At 68.6% G+C, this 20814-nt stretch carries 12 protein-coding genes and 3 rRNA genes; all 15 read left to right on the top strand.

Going from position 1 to position 20814, the window contains the following annotated elements:
- Positions 1-414 precede the first annotated feature (414 nt).
- A 16S ribosomal RNA gene (locus tag ASD90_RS14150) occupies positions 415-1936 on the top strand.
- 361 nt (positions 1937-2297) lie between these two features.
- Positions 2298-5427: ribosomal RNA gene (locus ASD90_RS14145) — 23S ribosomal RNA — on the top strand.
- A gap of 112 nt (positions 5428-5539) precedes the next feature.
- Positions 5540-5656: ribosomal RNA gene (gene rrf, locus ASD90_RS14140) — 5S ribosomal RNA — on the top strand.
- The 16S, 23S and 5S rRNA genes sit together here, the layout of an rRNA operon.
- A gap of 1317 nt (positions 5657-6973) precedes the next feature.
- A complete protein-coding gene (locus ASD90_RS23585; RefSeq protein WP_157623180.1) occupies positions 6974-7681 on the top strand; it encodes a lipopolysaccharide assembly protein LapB in 708 nt (235 codons plus the stop codon).
- 108 nt (positions 7682-7789) lie between these two features.
- Entirely contained in the window at positions 7790-8851 is a 1062-nt protein-coding gene (locus tag ASD90_RS14130) for an HAD-IIA family hydrolase (RefSeq protein ID WP_056757586.1), read from the top strand.
- A 42-nt stretch (positions 8852-8893) separates the two neighbouring features.
- A complete protein-coding gene (locus ASD90_RS14125) occupies positions 8894-9400 on the top strand; it encodes a hypothetical protein (protein ID WP_056757583.1) in 507 nt (168 codons plus the stop codon).
- The gene (locus tag ASD90_RS14120; protein WP_056757579.1) at positions 9397-10197 is read left to right on the top strand and encodes a TlyA family RNA methyltransferase; all 801 of its coding nucleotides are present in this window, start codon (positions 9397-9399) and stop codon (positions 10195-10197) included. Before ASD90_RS14125 ends, ASD90_RS14120 begins: the two co-directional genes overlap by 4 nt.
- Positions 10194-11147 carry an NAD kinase gene (locus tag ASD90_RS14115; RefSeq protein ID WP_056757576.1) on the top strand — a complete coding sequence of 318 codons (954 nt, stop codon included), beginning with the start codon at positions 10194-10196 and terminating at the stop codon, positions 11145-11147. Before ASD90_RS14120 ends, ASD90_RS14115 begins: the two co-directional genes overlap by 4 nt.
- A gap of 9 nt (positions 11148-11156) precedes the next feature.
- Positions 11157-12950 (top strand): DNA repair protein RecN, encoded by a 1794-nt coding sequence (recN, locus tag ASD90_RS14110; protein WP_082588731.1) that lies wholly within the window; start codon positions 11157-11159, stop codon positions 12948-12950.
- A gap of 117 nt (positions 12951-13067) precedes the next feature.
- Positions 13068-14249, top strand: a complete 1182-nt coding sequence (steA, locus tag ASD90_RS14105) for a putative cytokinetic ring protein SteA (protein WP_056757573.1) — start codon at positions 13068-13070, stop codon at positions 14247-14249.
- Positions 14246-15190, top strand: a complete 945-nt coding sequence (locus ASD90_RS14100; protein WP_056757571.1) for a copper transporter — start codon at positions 14246-14248, stop codon at positions 15188-15190. The genes steA and ASD90_RS14100 overlap by 4 nt, the downstream gene beginning before the upstream one ends.
- On the top strand, positions 15187-16095 hold the full coding sequence (locus tag ASD90_RS14095; protein ID WP_082588730.1) for a hypothetical protein: 909 nt from the start codon (positions 15187-15189) through the stop codon (positions 16093-16095). The genes ASD90_RS14100 and ASD90_RS14095 overlap by 4 nt, the downstream gene beginning before the upstream one ends.
- The gene (murJ, locus tag ASD90_RS14090) at positions 16092-17882 is read left to right on the top strand and encodes a murein biosynthesis integral membrane protein MurJ (RefSeq protein ID WP_235506648.1); all 1791 of its coding nucleotides are present in this window, start codon (positions 16092-16094) and stop codon (positions 17880-17882) included. Before ASD90_RS14095 ends, murJ begins: the two co-directional genes overlap by 4 nt.
- Positions 17879-19027 carry a glycosyltransferase family 4 protein gene (locus ASD90_RS14085; RefSeq protein ID WP_235506646.1) on the top strand — a complete coding sequence of 383 codons (1149 nt, stop codon included), beginning with the start codon at positions 17879-17881 and terminating at the stop codon, positions 19025-19027. The genes murJ and ASD90_RS14085 overlap by 4 nt, the downstream gene beginning before the upstream one ends.
- A gap of 11 nt (positions 19028-19038) precedes the next feature.
- A complete protein-coding gene (locus tag ASD90_RS14080) occupies positions 19039-20811 on the top strand; it encodes a CTP synthase (RefSeq protein ID WP_082588728.1) in 1773 nt (590 codons plus the stop codon).
- The last annotated feature ends 3 nt before the right edge of the window (positions 20812-20814 follow it).

Genomic DNA, 20814 nt, shown 5'->3' with positions numbered 1-20814 from the left:
GTCCGAAGCACTCTGGTTGATCCGGTAGGCTTTGGGGGTAGTGCCGCTGATTCCAAGCGGGTTGGGCCTGGTCGTCCTGAAGGGCGGTTCGCGGGTTTGACTCCCAAGCTTGAGGCGGGTAAGTTTGAAGGGTTGCCCCGGAGGCTGGCTCGTTGAGCTGGTTGATGGTGTGTGTCCGATTCTTGAGAACTCAACAGCGTGTCAAAAATCGATGCCAATTACCTCGTCGAGGGGCCTGGCCGGTTGATCTTCGTCCTCTAGTGGCGTGGTGACGGTCTGGTTTCTGGCGAATTATCCTTTGGTTGAATTGAACTTCTAGCTTTTTGAGCTGGTTGTTCGACTTCAGTCAGGTTTTCGAGCCCTTCATGGGTTCAAAGTTTGCTCGCTCTCGTTTCGGGGGTGGGTGTTTGAACATCAACGGAGAGTTTGATCCTGGCTCAGGACGAACGCTGGCGGCGTGCTTAACACATGCAAGTCGAACGGTGATGATCAAGCTTGCTTGGTCTGATCAGTGGCGAACGGGTGAGTAACACGTGAGTAACCTGCCCCAGACTCTGGGATAACCCCGGGAAACCGGAGCTAATACCGGATATGACACCAATCCGCATGGGTATGGTGTGGAAAGTTTTTCGGTCTGGGATGGACTCGCGGCCTATCAGCTTGTTGGTGAGGTAGTGGCTCACCAAGGCGACGACGGGTAGCCGGCCTGAGAGGGCGACCGGCCACACTGGGACTGAGACACGGCCCAGACTCCTACGGGAGGCAGCAGTGGGGAATATTGCACAATGGGCGAAAGCCTGATGCAGCGACGCCGCGTGAGGGATGACGGCCTTCGGGTTGTAAACCTCTTTCAGCAGGGAAGAAGCGAAAGTGACGGTACCTGCAGAAGAAGCACCGGCTAACTACGTGCCAGCAGCCGCGGTAATACGTAGGGTGCGAGCGTTGTCCGGAATTATTGGGCGTAAAGAGCTTGTAGGTGGTTTGTCGCGTCTGCTGTGAAAATCCGAGGCTCAACCTCGGACTTGCAGTGGGTACGGGCAGACTAGAGTGTGGTAGGGGAGACTGGAATTCCTGGTGTAGCGGTGGAATGCGCAGATATCAGGAGGAACACCGATGGCGAAGGCAGGTCTCTGGGCCATTACTGACACTGAGAAGCGAAAGCATGGGGAGCGAACAGGATTAGATACCCTGGTAGTCCATGCCGTAAACGTTGGGAACTAGGTGTGGGTCTCATTCCACGAGATCCGTGCCGCAGCTAACGCATTAAGTTCCCCGCCTGGGGAGTACGGCCGCAAGGCTAAAACTCAAAGGAATTGACGGGGGCCCGCACAAGCGGCGGAGCATGCGGATTAATTCGATGCAACGCGAAGAACCTTACCAAGGCTTGACATACACCGGAATCACTCAGAGATGGGTGCGTCTTCGGACTGGTGTACAGGTGGTGCATGGTTGTCGTCAGCTCGTGTCGTGAGATGTTGGGTTAAGTCCCGCAACGAGCGCAACCCTCGTTCTATGTTGCCAGCACGTCATGGTGGGGACTCATAGGAGACTGCCGGGGTCAACTCGGAGGAAGGTGGGGATGACGTCAAATCATCATGCCCCTTATGTCTTGGGCTTCACGCATGCTACAATGGCCGGTACAAAGGGCTGCGAAACCGCGAGGTGGAGCGAATCCCAAAAAACCGGTCTCAGTTCGGATTGGGGTCTGCAACTCGACCCCATGAAGTCGGAGTCGCTAGTAATCGCAGATCAGCAACGCTGCGGTGAATACGTTCCCGGGCCTTGTACACACCGCCCGTCAAGTCACGAAAGTCGGTAACACCCGAAGCCGGTGGCCCAACCCTTGTGGGGGGAGCCGTCGAAGGTGGGACTGGCGATTGGGACTAAGTCGTAACAAGGTAGCCGTACCGGAAGGTGCGGCTGGATCACCTCCTTTCTAAGGAGCAACTCGCCTCGGCCGTCATGGTCTGTGGCGCAGTGGCCTCGCCACCGGCGAATGTCTGGTGGGGGGTGCTCAAGGGTGGAACATCGATTATTTGGCGCTCTCCTGGTCGTCGCACACAAGTACTTGCTGGTTTCAGCAGTGGAACGTGGTGGTGGTCGGGTGGGTGCCTGACACGTTGTTGGGTCCTGAAGGATCGGACGACGCATGCTAGGCCCGGTTTGTTCCGGGTGTCTGGTGTGTGCCGGCTGGTTTCTTCTGGTCGTGGGCCCCGCCGATAGCTCAGCTGGTCTGGGTTGGGTGTGGGGTGCCGGTTGTATTTTGAGAACTTCACAGTGGACGCGAGCATCTTTGTGGCCAAGTTTTTAAGGGCACACGGTGGATGCCTTGGCACCAGGAACCGAAGAAGGACGTAGGAATCTGCGATAAGCCTCGGGTAGTCGATAACCAGACTGTGATCCGAGGATTTCCGAATGGGGAAACCCGGCTGGAGGCAAGTCCAGTCACCCGCACCTGAATATATAGGGTGTGTGGAGGGAACGTGGGGAAGTGAAACATCTCAGTACCCACAGGAAGAGAAAACAACATGTGATTCCGTGAGTAGTGGCGAGCGAAAGCGGATGAGGCTAAACCGGGCGTGTGTGATAGCTGTCAGGCGTTGCACGTTCGGGGTCGTGGGACCCGCCAACTGGTTCTGACAAGCCGGTAGGGAGTAAGAAATCTGCGTCATAGTCGAAGAGCATTGAATGGCTCGGCATAGAGGGTGCGACCCCCGTAGACGAAATGGTGTGGACTCCCGGTGGATTTCCCAAGTAGCACGGGGCCCGAGAAATCCCGTGTGAATCTGGCAGGACCACCTGCTAAGCCTAAATATTCCCTGGTGACCGATAGCGGACAAGTACCGTGAGGGAAAGGTGAAAAGTACCCCGGGAGGGGAGTGAAATAGATCCTGAAACCGTGTGCCTACAATCCGTTGGAGCCTCCCGCCGTTGGGCGTGTGGGGTGACAGCGTGCCTTTTGAAGAATGAGCCTGCGAGTTAGTGCTCAGTGGCGAGGTTAACCCGTGTGGGGAAGCCGTAGCGAAAGCGAGTCCGAATAGGGCGTTTGAGTCGCTGGGTCTAGACCCGAAGCGGAGTGATCTACCCATGGCCAGGTTGAAGCGCAGGTAAGACTGCGTGGAGGACCGAACCCACTTAGGTTGAAAACTGAGGGGATGAGCTGTGGGTAGGGGTGAAAGGCCAATCAAACTCCGTGATAGCTGGTTCTCCCCGAAATGCATTTAGGTGCAGCGTCACGTGTTTCTTACCGGAGGTAGAGCTACTGGATAGCTAATGGGCCTCACCAGGTTACTGACGTTAGCCAAACTCCGAATGCCGGTAAGTGAGAGCGTGGCAGTGAGACTGCGGGGGATAAGCTCCGTAGTCGAGAGGGAAACAGCCCAGATCACCAGCTAAGGTCCCTAAGCGTGTGCTAAGTGGGAAAGGATGTGGAGTTGCTGTGACAACCAGGAGGTTGGCTTAGAAGCAGCCACCCTTTAAAGAGTGCGTAATAGCTCACTGGTCAAGTGATTCCGCGCCGACAATGTAGCGGGGCTCAAGCACACCACCGAAGCTGTGGCATTGACATACTGCTCGGCACCGACACCTGCGGGTTCGGTGTCCAGGCGTGTTGATGGGTAGGGGAGCGTCGTGTGGCCAGGGAAGCGGCGGTGTGAACCAGCCGTGGAGGCCACACGAGTGAGAATGCAGGCATGAGTAGCGAATGACGGGCGAGAAACCCGTCCGCCGAATAACCAAGGGTTCCAGGGTCAAGCTAATCTGCCCTGGGTAAGTCGGGACCTAAGGCGAGGCCGACAGGCGTAGTCGATGGACATCCGGTTGATATTCCGGAACCGGCGAAGAACCGCCCATGATGAACCCAGTGATGCTAAGTGCCTGAAGCACGCCCACCGGACCTTCGGGTCCATCGGGTGTGTGGAGCGCACGACCCGATCTGGTAGTAGTCAAGCGATGGAGTGACGCAGGAAGGTAGCCTCCGCGTGGCGATGGTTGTCCACGTCCAAGGGTGTAGGGCGCGATCCAGGCAAATCCGGATCGCATGAAGCCTGAGACCTGATAGTGACCGCGAATGCGGGAAGAGGGTGATCCTATGCTGCCGAGAAAAACTTCTAGCGAGGTTCGAGCCGCCCGTACCCCAAACCGACTCAGGTGGTTAGGTAGAGAATACCAAGGCGATCGAGTGAATCGTGGTTAAGGAATTCGGCAAAATACCCCCGTAACTTCGGGAGAAGGGGGGCCCTGATCGTGACGACACTTGCTGTCCGAGCGTGATCGGCCGCAGAGACCAGGGAGAAGCGACTGTTTACTAAAAACACAGGTCCGTGCCAAGTCGCAAGACGATGTATACGGACTGACGCCTGCCCGGTGCTGGAACGTTAAGGGGACCGGTTAGCCTCACGGCGAAGCTGAGAACTTAAGCGCCAGTAAACGGCGGTGGTAACTATAACCATCCTAAGGTAGCGAAATTCCTTGTCGGGTAAGTTCCGACCTGCACGAATGGCGTAACGACTTCTCCACTGTCTCAACCACGAACTCGGCGAAATTGCACTACGAGTAAAGATGCTCGTTACGCGCAGCAGGACGGAAAGACCCCGGGACCTTTACTACAGCTTGGTATTGGTGTTCGGTACGGCTTGTGTAGGATAGGTGGGAGACTATGAAACCGTCACGTCAGTGATGGTGGAGTCAACGTTGAAATACCACTCTGGTCGTTCTGGATATCTAACCTCGGTCCGTGATCCGGATCAGGGACAGTGCCTGGTGGGTAGTTTAACTGGGGCGGTTGCCTCCTAAAAGGTAACGGAGGCGCCCAAAGGTTCCCTCAGCCTGGTTGGTAATCAGGTTTCGAGTGTAAGTGCACAAGGGAGCTTGACTGTGAGACAGACATGTCGAGCAGGGACGAAAGTCGGGACTAGTGATCCGGCGGTGGCTTGTGGAAGCGCCGTCGCTCAACGGATAAAAGGTACCCCGGGGATAACAGGCTGATCTTGCCCAAGAGTCCATATCGACGGCATGGTTTGGCACCTCGATGTCGGCTCGTCGCATCCTGGGGCTGGAGTAGGTCCCAAGGGTTGGGCTGTTCGCCCATTAAAGCGGTACGCGAGCTGGGTTTAGAACGTCGTGAGACAGTTCGGTCCCTATCCGCTGTGCGCGTAGGAAACTTGAGAAAGGCTGTCCCTAGTACGAGAGGACCGGGATGGACGAACCTCTGGTGTGTCAGTTGTTCTGCCAAGAGCACCGCTGATTAGCTACGTTCGGAAGTGATAACCGCTGAAAGCATCTAAGCGGGAAGCACGTTTCAAGATGAGGTTTCCAGGCCCGCAAGGGCGAGAGGCTCCCAGCTAGACTACTGGGTTGATAGGCCGGATGTGGAAGCACAGCAATGTGTGGAGCTGACCGGTACTAATAAGCCGATAACTTGACTCACAAAGATGCTACGCGTCCACTGTGCAGTTCCCGAGATACAAACGGGAACATGCAACCATGATAGCCCTGGGCCACAGGCTGCATGACCACGAATTTGATATCTCCATAGAGTTTCGGCTGTCATAGCGAAGGGGAAACGCCCGGCTCCATTCCGAACCCGGAAGCTAAGCCCTTCAGCGCCGATGGTACTGCACTGGTGACGGTGTGGGAGAGTAGGACGCAGCCGGACACACTTTNCGCCCGGCTCCATTCCGAACCCGGAAGCTAAGCCCTTCAGCGCCGATGGTACTGCACTGGTGACGGTGTGGGAGAGTAGGACGCAGCCGGACACACTTTGTCAGAGCGCCCCAGACGGAACTTCATTGGTCCGACTGGGGCGCTCTTTCTTTTTGTGCTCGACGACACCAGAGGTGGCGCCGACCGCGGTCGGCGCGGAAGGATGCATGACATGAGTGACCAGGACGGCAACGACAGCCGAGGCGACCGACGCGACCGCGACGGCGGAGCGCGAGGCCCCGCGCGCGGCAGCGGCGCCGGCCGCAGCTCGGGCGCGCCTCGTTCCTCCGGACCGCGTCGCGACGACCGCGGCGGCTACCGTCCCTCCGGCGGCAGCAGCGACCGCGGTGGGTACCGCTCTGATGACCGTCGCTCCAGTGGCGGCAGCAGCGACCGGGGTGGGTACCGTCCCTCCGGCGCCGGGCGCGACGACCGAGGCGGGTACCGCTCCGACGACCGACGATCCAGCGGCGGCAGCAGCGACCGCGGTGGGTACCGCTCTGATGACCGTCGCTCCAGCGGCGGCAGCAGCGACCGCGGTGGGTACCGCTCGGATGACCGTCGCTCCAGCGGCGGCAGCACTGACCGGGGCGGGTATCGCTCGGATGACCGTCGCTCCRGTGGCGGCGGCAGCGACCGGGGTGGGTACCGTCCCTCCGGTGGCGGCGGCAGCGACCGGGGTGGGTACCGTCCCTCCGGTGGCGGCGGCAGCGACCGSGGTGGGTACCGCTCTGATGACCGTCGCTCCAGCGGCGGCAGCAGCGACCGCGGTGGGTACCGCTCTGATGACCGTCGCTCCAGCGGCGGCAGCAGTGACCGGGGCGGGTATCGCTCGGATGACCGACGCTCCAGTGGCGGCGGCAGCGACCGGGGTGGGTACCGTCCCTCCGGTGGCGGCGGCAGCGACCGGGGTGGGTACCGCTCGGACGACCGACGCTCCAGCGGCGGCAGTGACCGGGGCGGGTACCGCTCCGACGACCGACGCTCCAGCGGCAGCAGCGACCGGGGCGGGTACCGCTCCGATGACCGACGCTCCAGTGGCGGCAGCGACCGCAGCGGCTACCGTTCGGACGACCGTGCTCGCGGTGGCGCCGGCCGTCCTCAGGACGATGACCGGAGGGGTGGCCCCCGCCTGACTCCGAAGTCCCCGCGGAAGCCCGAACCGGCCATTCGCGAGGGCGTCACCGGCCACGAGGTCGACCGCGGGGTCAAGAACCAGCTGCGCACCCTGTCCAAGGAGAACGCCGAGGGCGTCGCCCAGCACCTGGTCATGGTCGCCGAGCTGCTCGACGTCGAGCCCGAGGCAGCCCTGGCCCACGCCGAGACGGCCGTGCGCCGTGCTGGTCGTGTTCCTGCCGCCCGAGAATCCCTGGGGCTGGTCGCGTACCGCCTCGGCGACTGGGCTCGGGCTCTGGGGGAGTTCCGCACGGTCCGACGCCTTTCCGGGTCGAGCCACCTGCTCCCGCTCATGGTCGACTGCGAGCGAGCCCTGGGACGCCACGACAAGGCGCTGGAGCTGGCGCAGTCCGACGAGGCGGGCAACCTGGCCATCGACGACCGCGTCGAGCTGGCGATCGTCGTCTCCGGGATCCGCCGGGACCTCGGTCAGCTCGACGCCGCCGTCGCGGGCCTCAGTGATCTCGTGAAGCGGATCAACCCGAACCGACCCTCTGCCGCACGGCTCTTCTACGCCTATGCGGACGCCAAGCTCGCCGCCGGCGATCTCGAGGTGGCACGTGACTGGTTCGCCAGGGCTGCGGACGCCGACCACGAGCTGGCGACGGATGCCGCGGAGCGGCTCGAGGAGCTCGACGGCGTCGACGTCACCGACCTGCTCGGCGACGAGGACGAGGACGGCTACCCGATCGAGTCCTTTGACGACGATGGCGAGGACGCTGACGACGAGGACGACGACGAGGACGACGACAAGGACGCTGACGACGAGGACGCTGACGACGAGGACGCTGACGAGCGCTGAGGTCCTCAGCGAGAACGGGCCCGACCTCCACGGTCGGGCCCGTTCTGCGTTCCGGACGGTCCGTGTCGCAGACGACGAGTCGTCGTAGGGTCTCGCGCAGGAGGTCGCATGCACACGGAGACATCGGCGGAGCCACTGATCGCGGGCTACGACGGGGTGGTGTGCGACCTCGACGGTGTCGTGTACCGCGGGGCGGATGCCGTGCCCGGGGCGCCGGACGCACTGCGGGACATGGTGACTCGCGGGATCAAGGTCGTCTACGCGACGAACAACGCCTCGCGCGTGCCGAGCGAGGTGGCCGCGCAGGTCGCGAGTCTGGGCGCACCGGCAACCGCGTCCGACGTCGTGTCGAGCGCCCAGGCCGGCGCTGCCCGGCTCGCCCACGAGCTGGAGGCGGGCGCTGCCGTGCTCGCCCTCGGCGGTGAGGGTGTCGTGGAGGCCCTGAGGGATGCCGGCCTCACCCCCGTCAGCCTCGACGAGACGGACGGCCGCCTCGGGCACGACGTCGTCGCGGCCGTGCTGCAGGGCTTCGGCGAGGAGCTGCGAGTGCGGGACTTCGAGACGGCGGCCCGGCTCCTGACCACAGGTCTGCCCTGGGTCGCGACGAACGACGACGCCACCCTGCCACTGCCGTGGGGCCAGTCCCCGGGGAACGGCGCGTACATCGACCTGCTCGCCGCCGCGCTCCGGCGGCGCCCGGACGTCGTCGGGAAGCCGCACCCGCCGCTCTACGACCTGGCCCTCGACCGCCTCGGCAGCCGGGCGGACAGGACGCTCGCCGTCGGGGACCGGATCGCCACCGACATCGTCGGAGCGGAGGCCTCGGGTCTCGACTCGGCGTGGGTCCTCACCGGTGTCGACCGGCCGTCGGACCTCGTGGTGAGCGGTTCGTCGCCGACGTATGTCGTCTCCTCGCTCGCCCAGCTCCTCCAGCCGTACGCCGCCCCGGTGCCAGAGGGAGGAGCCTGGCGATGCGGCGCGGCGCAGGTGACACGCACCGACGGGACGCTGCGCGTCGAGCGGGGGAGCGCGGCCCCCATCGAGGTCGTACGCGCCGGGCTGGCGGCGTTGCTGACGCTTCGTGACGACGGGGTCCCGCGCGAGCAGCTGCGCCGCGAGGCCGGGGCCCTCGACCGCCTGCTCGACGATCCGGCGGCTCCGACCCGGTAGCGTGACCGCAGCGAACCACACGACTCGGCACGGAGGCAGCACATGTTCGGCGACAGTGACGCTCGACGCGACGACCTCGGGTCCGGCGAACCGCTCCAGGTCGCCGAGGAGCTCGATCCGATGGACTCGGAGACCGACACGAGCACGGACGGGAGCGGCGACCTCGACGGCACGCTCGACGACTGGTCCGACGAGCCCGACGAGTCCGACGATGTGAGCGACGCCGACGTGACGGACGACGACGGCGCGAGCGACCTCGCGGACGACGACACCGACGAGACCCAGAACGAGGCCCACGACGACGTCACGGACCACCGGAACCGTGACGAGGACGTCGAGGACGACGGGGCAGCCGCCGAGGTGCCGTACGCCCCGCTCGACACGACACCTGACGTGCCGACGCCGCCGGTGACGGGGGACCAGGCCGTCGACGAGGCGATGATGCGCCTGGCCGAGTCCCAGGCCGGCTCGTTCGCGGAACGCATCGAGTCGGGCGAGCACGCCCACCGCAGCCTGCAGAGCCGCCTCGGCGGCCTGGGTGGGGCGTGACGCGTCGTCTCGACGTCGAGCTCGTCGCCCGCGGACTGGCCCGGTCGCGCACCCAGGCGCGCGAGCTCGTCATGGCCGGCGTGGTGCTCGTCGACGGCAGACCGGCAAGCAAGCCCGCCGTGCCCGTCGGCGACTCGACGACGATCGAGCTGACTCGTGAGCCTGACCGGTGGGTGGGGCGCGCGGCCCTCAAGCTGCTCCACGCCCTGGACACGTGGCCCGTCCCGGTCGAGGGCCGACGGTGCCTCGACGTCGGTGCGAGCACGGGGGGATTCACGCAGGTCCTGCTCGAGCGGGGTGCTGCGCACGTCACGGCTCTCGACGTCGGCCACGACCAGCTCGTCGCGACGATCGGTGCTGACCCCAGGGTCCGCGACCTGCCCGGCACCAACATCCGTGACGTGGACGCCGCGGCGCTCGGAGGGCGATTCGACCTCGTCGTGTCCGACCTCAGCTTCATCTCGCTCGCCATCGCGCTGCCCGCCATGCGCCCCCTCGTGACCGACGAGGGTGACCTGGTCGTCCTGGTCAAGCCGCAGTTCGAGGTGGGCCGTGAGCGGCTGAGCCGCACGGGGGTCGTGACGTCGCCGCACGAACGCCGGCGTGTGCTGCGGGACGTGGCGCAGGTCGCGGCCGACCTGGACCTGCACCTGCACGGCGCGAGCGCCAGCCCGATCGCCGGGGGCGACGGCAACCGGGAGTTCCTCTTCTGGCTCGCTCCGAGACCGGTCCCGGGCGCCTCCGTGACGGCGTTGGATGACATGCTGGAGGCCGTCGACCTGGAAGGAGCCCCGTGACGCGCCGGATCCTGCTCGTGGCCCACCCGAGGCGCCCCGAGGCGCTGACGGTCGCCAAGGGCGTCGTCGAGCGCCTCACGCACCTCGGCATCGACGTGTCCCTCCAGGCCGACGAGGCGGAGGCCCTCGACCTCAAGGACAGCGCACGCGTGCACATCGCGTCCGCCGAGGAGCAGGTCGCCGAGGGGTGCGACCTCGTCGTGGTGCTCGGCGGCGACGGCACGATCCTGCGCGGCGCCGAGTTCGCCCGCAGCGTCGACGTCCCCCTGCTCGGCGTCAACCTGGGCCACGTCGGCTTCCTCGCGGAGGCCGAGCGCGACGACCTCGACGCCACGGTCGAGCACATCGCGAGCAACGACTACGCCGTCGAGGAGCGCATGACGCTCCACGTCGACGCCAAGCTGCACGGTGACCTCATCGCCAGCAGCTGGGCCCTCAACGAGGTCAGCGTCGAGAAGGCGGCACGCGAGCGGATGCTCGAGGTCACCGTCGAGGTCGACGGTCGCCCGCTGTCGAGCTGGGGCTGTGACGGCGTCATCGTCTCCACGCCGACGGGCTCGACGGCATACGCCTTCTCGGCCGGTGGGCCGGTCGTGTGGCCGCAGGTCGAGGCGATGCTCCTCGTCCCCAGCGCAGCGCACGCACTCTTCGCCCGCCCGCTCGTGCTGGGTCCCGACACCCACCTCGCCGTCGAGATCAAGGCCGCGACCGAGGGGGCGGGCGTCATGTGGTGCGACGGCCGGCGCCATGTCGACCTCCCGCCGGGCGCGCGCATCGAGGTACGCCGCGGGTTGCGTCCGCTTCGCCTCGCCCGTCTGACGAGCGCGCCGTTCACCGACCGCCTCGTCGCCAAGTTCAACCTGTCGGTCGCCGGGTGGCGTGGCAACGGCAACGGCGACACCACGACACCCGTGGACGACGTCGACGGCGGTGCGGGTGCCCGGCCCTAAGGTGGACCCGTGTTCAGCCAGATGAGGATCCGGGGTGTCGGCGTCATCGACGACGCCGTCCTCGACCTGAGCCCCGGGCTCAACGTCCTCACCGGTGAGACCGGCGCCGGCAAGACCATGGTCGTCTCCGGTCTCGGCCTGTTGCTCGGTGAGCGCGCCGACTCCGGGCTCGTGCGCACCGGCTCCTCCTCGGCGCTCGTCGAGGGCGTCGTGCAGCTGCCCCTGGACCATCCGGCCCTCGTCCGGGCCGACGAGGCGGGCGCCGACCACGAGGACGGCGAGCTCGTCATCGCCCGCACCATCGCCGCGGCCGGACGGTCGCGCGCCCACGTCGGCGGGCGCACCGCCCCGGTCGCCGTGCTCGCCGAGCTCGGGCAGATGCTCGTGGCCGTCCACGGCCAGGCCGACCAGTGGCGCCTCAAGCAGGGCGACGCGCACCGGGTGGTCCTCGACGACTTCGGCGGACCTGACCTCACGGCGCTCCGCGACCGCGTCGGCGAGCTCTACGACCGCTGGCGCGAGTCCGCCCGTGAGCACGAGCGCCTCGTGTCGGAAGCACGTGAGCGCGCCCGTGAGATCGACTCGCTCACCGCCTCCCTCGAGGAGATCGAGGCCGTCGACCCCCAGCCCGGCGAGGACGTGGCGCTGCGCGCCGAGGACGAGCGCCTCGCCCACGCCGACACGCTTCGTCTGGCTGCAGCCCAGGCCCTCGCTGACCTCAGCGGTGACGAGTATGCCGCCGAGCCGGCCCCCAACGTGCGTGACCTGATCGGGTCGGCCCGGGGTGCGCTCGGGCCCGCCACGGCCCACGACCAGGCCCTCGCCGGCCTCGACGAGCGCCTGCACGAGGTGGGCACGCTCGTCACGGACCTCTCGGCCGACCTCACGTCATACCTCGAGGACGTCGACCTCGACCCGCAGCGCCTGGGCTACGTGCAGGAGCGGCGGGCGGCGCTCGGTGTCCTCACCCGCAAGTACGGCGAGACCGTCGACGAGGTGCTCGAGTGGTCGGGTCGCGGGGCTGCTCGCCTCGACGAGCTCGTGACGGCCGACGACCGGGTCGAGCGGCTCGGCGCCGAGGTGGCCGAGCTCGAGGCGTCCGTCGTCGAGGCCGCCGTCGCGCTGTCGGAGGCTCGCCGCGCCGCCGGTGACGACTTCGGCACCCGCGTCTCCGAGGAGCTCTCGCACCTGGCGATGGGCAAGGCCGTCGTCCAGGTCGAGCTGCGTCGTCGCACCGACCCCGAGGGCGTCGTGCTGCCCGACGGTGACCGCGTGCGGCTGGCCCGACACGGCATCGACGACGTCGAGATCCTGCTCGCCGCCAACCCCGGTGCGACGCCGCGCAGCGTGTCCCGTGCCGCCTCCGGCGGTGAGCTCTCGCGCGTCATGCTCGCCCTCGAGGTCGTCGGCTCGCGCAGCGCCTCGGGCGAGGCCGCGAGCGGACCACCCACGTTCGTCTTCGACGAGGTCGATGCCGGCGTCGGCGGTCGGGCAGCCCTCGACGTGGGTGCACGTCTGGCGGCACTGGCCGAGCACGCCCAGGTCATCGTCGTCACCCACCTCGCGCAGGTGGCGGCGTTCGCCGACCGGCACCTCGTCGTGCACAAGTCCGACGACGGCCGCATCACCTCGAGCAGCGTCTCCGTGGTCGACGGCGACGCCCGGCTGCGGGAGCTCTCGCGGATGATGGGCGGTGACCCCGACTCCGAGGCCGGTCTGGCCCACGCCGGCGACCTGCTCGAGCAGACCAGCGGCGCCCGGGTGGGTGCGCGTCCGGTCGCCCGCAGCGGCGCGCGCGCCTGATCGCATGGGCGTCCCGAGAGACGGTCGAGGCCCATCCCGAGACTCCTGCCGCGTGCCGCGCCGCGGCTCGGACCGATGGGGGCGCCGATCCACCGACGTGGCACGATTGAGGCCATCATGGCCCTCTCCATCCGCCGCCGTTCGCATGCCCGAGACACCGGTCCGGGCGTGGTCGGCACCGCACGCGTCGACCGGCGGACCAAGGCCCTGACGAAGCGGCTGCAACCGGGCGACATCGCGGTCATCGACCATGCGGACCTCGACAAGGTCAGCGCCGACGCCCTCGTGAGCGTCCGCCCCGCGGCGGTCGTCAACGCAAGCGCCTCGATCAGTGGCCGCTACCCGAACCTCGGCCCGCAGATCCTCGTCGAGGCCGGCATCCCCGTGCTCGACGCCGCCGGTCCCGAGGTCATGACGCTCGCCGAGGGCCAGCCGGTCCGCCTCGACGGCAGTGCCCTGTGGTCGGGTGAGTCGCGGGTCGCCACCGGCACGCTGCTCGACGCCGATGCGGTGAAGGCGCAGATGCACGAGGCGCGGGCCGGGCTCGCCGTGCAGATCGAGGCCTTCGCGACGAACACGATGGAGTACATCCGCAAGGAGCGCGACCTGCTCCTCGACGGCATCGGCGTGCCACCGATCACCACCGAGCTGGACGGGCGGCACTGCCTCATCGTCGTACGCGGCTACCACTACCGCGAGGACCTCGAGACCCTGCGTCCCTACATCCGCGAGTTCCGCCCGATCCTCATCGGCGTCGACGGCGGCGCCGACGCGATCCTCGAGTCCGGCCACCAGCCCGACCTCATCGTCGGTGACATGGACTCCGTCTCGGACAAGGCGCTGCGGTGCGGCGCCGAGATCGTCGTGCATGCCTACCGCGACGGGCGCGCCCCGGGTCTCGCGCGCGTCGAGGCGCTCGGGATCACGCCGGTCGTCTTCCCGGCCGCCGGCACGAGCGAGGACGTCGCGATGCTCCTCGCCGACGACTCCGGTGCTGAGCTCATCGTCGCCGTCGGCACCCACGTCACCCTCGTCGAGTTCCTCGACAAGGGTCGCGACGGGCAGGCCTCGACGTTCCTGACCCGGCTGCGCGTCGGCGGCAAGCTCGTCGACGCCAAGGGCGTCAGCCAGCTCTACCGCGCCCGCATCCCGGGTCGACTGCTCGTGACGATGCTCCTCGCAGGTGTGCTCGCCTTCTTCGCAGCCCTCGCGTCCACACCGGCGGGGCAGGCGTGGCTGCAGGTCCTCGCGGCCCGCTGGGACGACCTCTGGACTGCCGTCGTTGGGATCCTCTCGTGATCGACTTCCGCTATCACCTCGTCTCGATCATCTCGGTGTTCCTCGCGCTCGCGGTGGGCATCGTGCTCGGGGCCGGCCCCCTGCAGGCCAACCTCGGCAACCAGCTGAGCGACCAGGTCGCAGCCCTGCGCACCGAGAAGCAGTCCCTCAACGAGAAGCTGACGACGAGCGAGAAGATCGTCGACGCGTCGGACGAGTACGCGACCGCCGTGCAGCAGCGGGTCGTGAAGGCCCGGCTGTCCGGTCACCGCGCGGTCGTCGTCGTGCTGCCGTCCGCCGACGGCACGATGACGACGAACCTCGAGGGCGTCGTGACGCAGAGCGGCTCCGCCCTGACCGGGACGGTCACGCTCAGCCCCGACTGGTTCGACCCCAGCCAGTCGGCCGACCGTGTCCAGGCCGCCAAGGAGGCCGCGTCGGCGCTCGGGATCGACACGAGCGCGTCGGGCGACGTCCTGCTCGTGCAGGTGCTCACCGATCTCACGGTCTCGACGGGCAACACCGGCAGCTCACCGCAGCGCTCGGCCGCTCTCAAGGTGCTGGTCGACGCAGGCCTCGTCGACAGCTCGGTGGCCGACCTCGCGCCGGCCGACCTTGCCATCGTCGTGTCCGCCGACTACGCGGGCACCGAGTCGGCGGTGACCGCCCGCTCCGACGCCGTCAGAGCCCTGGTCACATCGTTCGCCGGCTCGACCCGCGCCACCGTCGTCGCCGGTGGTGAGACGGTCGCAGCGGCGGGCCAGCCCGTGACGTCCAACGCCGTCCAAGCCGTGCGCGAGAAGTCCGAGACCGCCGAGATCGTCGCCACCGTCGACCATGCCCGGGCCGGCGACGGGCCTGCCATCGTGGTCCTCGCCATCGAGAACGTCCTCGACGAGCGGGTCGGCCACTACGGCGTCGCCACGGGAGCCACGGCCACCGTCCCCCGGGTGCTTCCGTGACGTCGAGGCGTCGCACGAGCCCGTCCGGCGTGTCGTCCCTCGCTGCCCTCGTCGGGTCGGCAGCGGGGTCGTGGGCGGTGCTGCGGCTGTCCCGGCGATTGGCGCCTGCCCTCCGCGAACCATGGGAGCGCACCAACCACGCCGGCCGTCGCGTCACCCTCCTCGAGGGTCCCGCCTGGGTCGGCGGCGCCGTGGCCGGCATCGCCGCCGGCGCCGTGGCCTCACGCCTGTCCCGCGGTGCGACCGCCCCATCGATCGGCGCCTCGTCGGCCTCGTCGGCCTCGTCGGCCTCGTCGGCCTCGTCGGCCCTAGCCGTCGCCGTCGCCGCCGGTGCTCTCGGGGCGCTCGACGACCTCGCCGGAGGTGCGTCGGACAAGGGCCTCAAGGGTCACCTGGGGGCGCTCACGCGTGGTGAGGTCACCACGGGCACGGTCAAGATCGTCGGACTCGGCGTCACCGGGCTGCTGGGTGCCGCGCTCGCCGACGTGGGGCGACCGACCCGTCCCGGGGCGCTCGCCACCCTCGTCGGTGGCGCCGTCGTCGCAGGCGCCGCCAACGCCGTCAACCTCTTCGACCTGCGTCCCGGACGAGCCCTGAAGGTCACCGCCGCGGCCGGGCTCCCGCTCGTCGGCAGTGCGCCGGCAGCGGCCGCGGTCGGCGCCTCGCTCGGCGTCGTCCGCGACGACCTCCGCGCGACGTCGATGCTCGGTGACACGGGCGCCAACGCCGCCGGGGCACTCGTAGGTCTCGCGCTCGTCGAGCGCACCGGGCTCCTCGGTCGGGCGGTGGCGCTCGCCGGCCTGGCTGCGCTGACGCTTGCCTCTGAGCGTGTCAGCTTCACCCGCGTCATCGAGGCCCACCCGGTCCTGCGCGGGCTCGACGAGTGGGGCCGGGAGCCCCGATGAGTGACCGGGCCCCCGTGAACGGGCATGCCTCTCGCCGTGGGCTGTTCGCCGCGGCCGGGACCATCGCGGTCATCACGCTCGTCGCTCGTGTCGTCGGTTTCGGCCGATGGTTCGTCTTCTCGCACTCGGTCGGCGCGACGTGTGTCGGCAGCGTCTACCAGTCGGTCAACGCCGTGCCGAACGTGCTCTTCGAGATCGCGGCCGGGGGAGTGCTCGCCGCAGTCGCCGTGCCCCTCGTCGCGGGCGCGCTGGCCCGCGGGGACAAGGCCGAGGCCGACCACACGGCCTCCGCCCTGCTGACGTGGGTGCTCGTCGTCCTCGTGCCGCTCGGGCTGCTCGTCGCCCTCGCCGCCGAGCCGATCGCGCGCGCTCTGCTCGGAGCCGGAGGGTCCTGTCCCGGTGCGGTGGGTCTCGGCACCGACCTGCTGCGGGTCTTCGCGATCCAGATCCCGCTCTACGGCGTCGGCATCGTGCTCGGCGGGCTGCTCCAGTCGCACCACCGCTTCGTCGCGGCGGCCCTGGCCCCGCTCATGTCGAGCCTTGTCGTGATCGCGACCTACGTCGCGTACGCCGCCCTCGCCGCCGACCCGGCGGCGGTGATCCCGCAGGTGCCGACATCGGCGACCACGGTGCTCGCCGTCGGCACGACCCTCGGGGTCGTGGCCCTGTCCCTGCCGCTCCTCGTCCCGGTGCGTCGCGCCGGCATCGACCTCCGCCTGACGACCCGCTTCCCCCACGGCGTCGCCGCCAGGGTCCGGCGACTCGCCGTGGCGGGGCTGCTCGCCGTCGCCGGACAGCAGCTGGCGACCCTCGTCTTCATCCGTCTCGCCAACGACCGGGGCGGCCCCGGGACGCTCAACGTCTACACCTACGTCCAGGCTGTCTCGCTGCTGCCGTATGCCGTCCTCGCCGTCCCGCTCGCAACAGCGGCGTTCCCGACGCTGGCGGGCAGTGCGGAGGCCGGCCGGGACGCGACACCGCGGGCCGGGACCGTGACTCCCGCGCCGGGCCCTGCGCCGGGCTCTGCGCCGGGCCCGGCGGCCGTGGACGTGCTGCGTCGCACCTGGCTCGCGACTCTTCTCGCCGGCCTGCTGGCCGGGGGGCTGCTCGTGGCCGTCGCCCGACCGGTCGGCGCCTTCTTCGCACTGCTCGACGCGGGACGAGCGGACCGGACGGGCGCCGAGGCCCTGTCGGCCATCCCCGACGCCCTGGCGCTCGTGGCTCCCGGCATCGTCGGGCTCTGCGCGATCGGACTGCTGACCCGGGCGTCGTACGTCCGCGGCCGCGCGCGGGTCGCCGGCGCGGTGGTCGCCGTGGCCTGGCTCACGACGACCTTCGTGCCCCTCGTGGCTCTCGAGGGCGACGCCGGACCTGACGCCACCGTGCGCGCCCTGACCCTCGGCACGAGCGTGGGGCTCGTGGCCGGGGCGGTCGCGCTCGCGGTCCTCGTCGCGCGGAGCTGGGGCGGCGCGGCGCTGGCCGTCCCGGTGCGCCCGGTCGCCGCCGGGATCGCCGGAGCTGCGGCGGCGGCAGTCCTCGGGTGGTGGCTCGGTGGTCTGTGGACCCCCGATGCACTCCTGGCCGCCGCCGTCCAGGCCGTGGCCGTCGCGCTGGCCGCCACGGCGGCCCTCGTGGTCGTCGTCCTGCTCGTAGACCGGTCGGTGCTCACCCGCCTGCGTCGGCGACGACCCGCTTCCTCGACCGCCGGTTCGCCGAGCGTCGGTTCGCCGAGCGTCGTGGACCCGGCCCGCACGTCCGACGCCACCGGCCCCTCGGAGACGCGATGAAGGTGCTCATGGTGCTCGGCCGGGCGGCCGGGGGAGTCGGCGCGCACGTCGACGCCCTCGTGACCGGCCTGCGCGAGCAGGGTCATGAGGTCGAGGTCGTGACGGCCGACTCGACGGCGCGCACCTTCGGCTGGACCGACGCCCTCCGGCTGTGGCCGGTCCACAGCGGGGTGCGCGCTCCTCGCGGTCTCGTGGACTGGCACCGCATCATGCGCCTCGCGTGCACCGTCGACGTCGTGCACGCACACGGGCACCAGGCTGCCGTTGTCGCTGCCGTGGCCGTCAGCCGGGCCCGGCCACGCCCGCGGCTCGTGGTCTCCCTCCACAACGACCTCCCACCGGCCGGTCCGTCCGCGAGCGCACGCGCCAGGGCATCGGTCGCCCGCCGTCTGCTCAGCTGGTCCCTGCGCCGGGCCGACCTCGTGACAGGTGCGAGCGCCGACCTCGTCGAGCTCGCCGATCGACTGGGGGCCCGATGCACCGAGCTGGCCCACGTGCCGTCCGCCGCGGTCGCCGACCTCCGGGGTCGACCTGCCCTCGACGCCACCGAGCGGGCCGCCTTCCTTGCCGCGGCGGGCATCGCCACCGATCGTCCCGTCGTGCTCACGGTGTCGCGCATCGCACCCCAGAAGGACCTCCCGACCCTCGTGCAGGCCGCGCGACTGTCGCACGCCGCCGCGACGTGGGTCGTCGTCGGCGACGGCGACGCGCGGCTCCGCGCCCGCCTCGAGGAGGAGGCGGACGGCATACCGCAGGGGGAGGGCGACGTCGCCGCGGCGCAGGTCCGGTTCGTGGGGGCCCGCACCGATGTGCCCGAGTGGTTCCGCGCCGCCGACGTCTTCGTCCTCACCAGTCGCTGGGAAGCTCGGGCGCTCGTTGTCCAGGAAGCCATGGCAGCGGGGCTGCCCGTCGTGGTGACTAGGACCGGCGGCCTACCCGACCTCGTGGGGGACGCGGGTTCGCTTGTCGCCGTAGGTGACCCGGCCGCAGTGGCGGACCGAGTGGACCACCTGCTCAGCGACCCGGCGGCCAGGCTCCGCGACGGTGCCGCCGCCCGCGTGCTGGCGGCCGGATGGCCCACTCCCGACGACGAGACGCGCCGGTGGGTGGAACGCTACGTCACGGACCCCCGCGGAGTGACGTAGACTCAAAGCCCGTGGTGGATACGACGAAGCACATCTTTGTGACCGGGGGCGTCGCCTCCTCTCTCGGCAAGGGGCTCACCGCCTCGAGCCTCGGACGACTTCTCAGATCGCGGGGCCTGCGGGTCACGATGCAGAAGCTCGACCCCTACATCAACGTCGATCCCGGGACGATGAACCCGTTCCAGCACGGCGAGGTCTTCGTGACCGACGACGGAGCCGAGACCGATCTGGACATCGGCCACTACGAGCGCTTCCTCGACGTCAACCTCGTCGGCAGCGCCAACGTGACGACCGGGCAGGTCTACAACAACGTCATCGCCAAGGAGCGCCGCGGCGAGTACCTCGGCGACACGGTCCAGGTCATCCCGCACATCACCAACGAGATCGTCGCCCGGATGCGCGCGCTCGCCACCGGAGGTCCGGACGCCCCGGACGTCATCATCACCGAGATCGGCGGCACGGTCGGTGACATCGAGTCGCTGCCCTTTCTCGAGGCGGCCCGCCAGGTGCGCCACCTCATCGGCCGCGACCACAGCTTCTTCCTGCACGTCTCGCTGGTGCCCTACCTCGCGCCGAGCGGCGAGCTGAAGACGAAGCCGACCCAGCACTCCGTGGCCGCCCTGCGCCAGGTCGGCATCCAGCCCGACGGCCTCGTGCTGCGAGCCGACCGCGAGATCCCCGACCCGATCAAGCGCAAGATCTCGCTCATGTGCGACGTCGACGTGACCGCGGTGGCCGCGGCAGTCGACGCCCCGAGCATCTACGACATCCCCAAGGTGCTGCACCGCGAGGGCCTCGACGCCTACGTCATCCGCCGGCTCGGGCTCAACTTCCGCGACGTCGACTGGACCGAGTGGGACGAGCTGCTCCAGCGGGTCCACGACCCGGAGCACGACATCGAGATCGCGCTCGTCGGCAAGTACATCGACCTGCCCGACGCGTACCTCTCGGTCACCGAGGCGCTGCGTGCCGGCGGTTTCCACCACGACGCCAAGGTCAACATCCGCTGGGTCGCCAGCGACGAGTGCCAGACCCCGGCCGGGGCCCAGAAGGCGCTCGGGGGCGTCGACGCAGTCCTCGTGCCCGGCGGCTTCGGCGTACGCGGCATCGAGGGCAAGCTCGGTGCGCTGACGTGGGCCCGCGAGAAGCAGGTGCCGACGCTCGGCATCTGCCTCGGCCTGCAGTGCATGGTCATCGAGTACGCCCGCGCCGTCCTCGGCAACCAGGACGCGAGCTCGACCGAGTTCGACCCCGAGACCGACCACCCCGTCATCGCCACGATGGAGGAGCAGAAGGCGTTCGTCGAGGGCGCCGGCGACCTCGGCGGCACGATGCGCCTCGGGCTCTACCCGGCTGCGCTCAAGGAGGGCAGCGTCATCCGCGAGGCCTACGGCGAGGCCGAGGTCAAGGAGCGCCACCGCCACCGCTACGAGGTCAACAACTCCTACCGGGCCGACCTCGAGAAGGCGGGTCTCGTCTTCTCCGGCACCTCGCCCGACGGCACGCTCGTCGAGTTCGTCGAGCTCCCCCGCGAGGTGCACCCGTACTACGTGTCGACGCAGGCGCACCCGGAGTTCCTGTCGCGTCCCAACCGCGCGCACCCGCTCTTCGCAGGGCTGGTCGGGGCCGCACTGCAGCGCCAGCGCAGCGAGCGTCTCGTGGAGGTCGAGCGTCACCGTGCCGCGGTCGACGCCGGCCAGGCCGATCGGGACGCCGACGAGCGTGCCGGGCGCGACGAGCTCGCGTCCGTCTCCGCGTCGGGTGCCGTCCCGGACGCCGACTGAGCC

It is taken from the genome of Terrabacter sp. Root181 (assembly GCF_001428505.1).
Lineage (GTDB): Bacteria > Actinomycetota > Actinomycetes > Actinomycetales > Dermatophilaceae > Terrabacter.
This window is presented reverse-complemented; position numbering and strand designations above follow the sequence as displayed.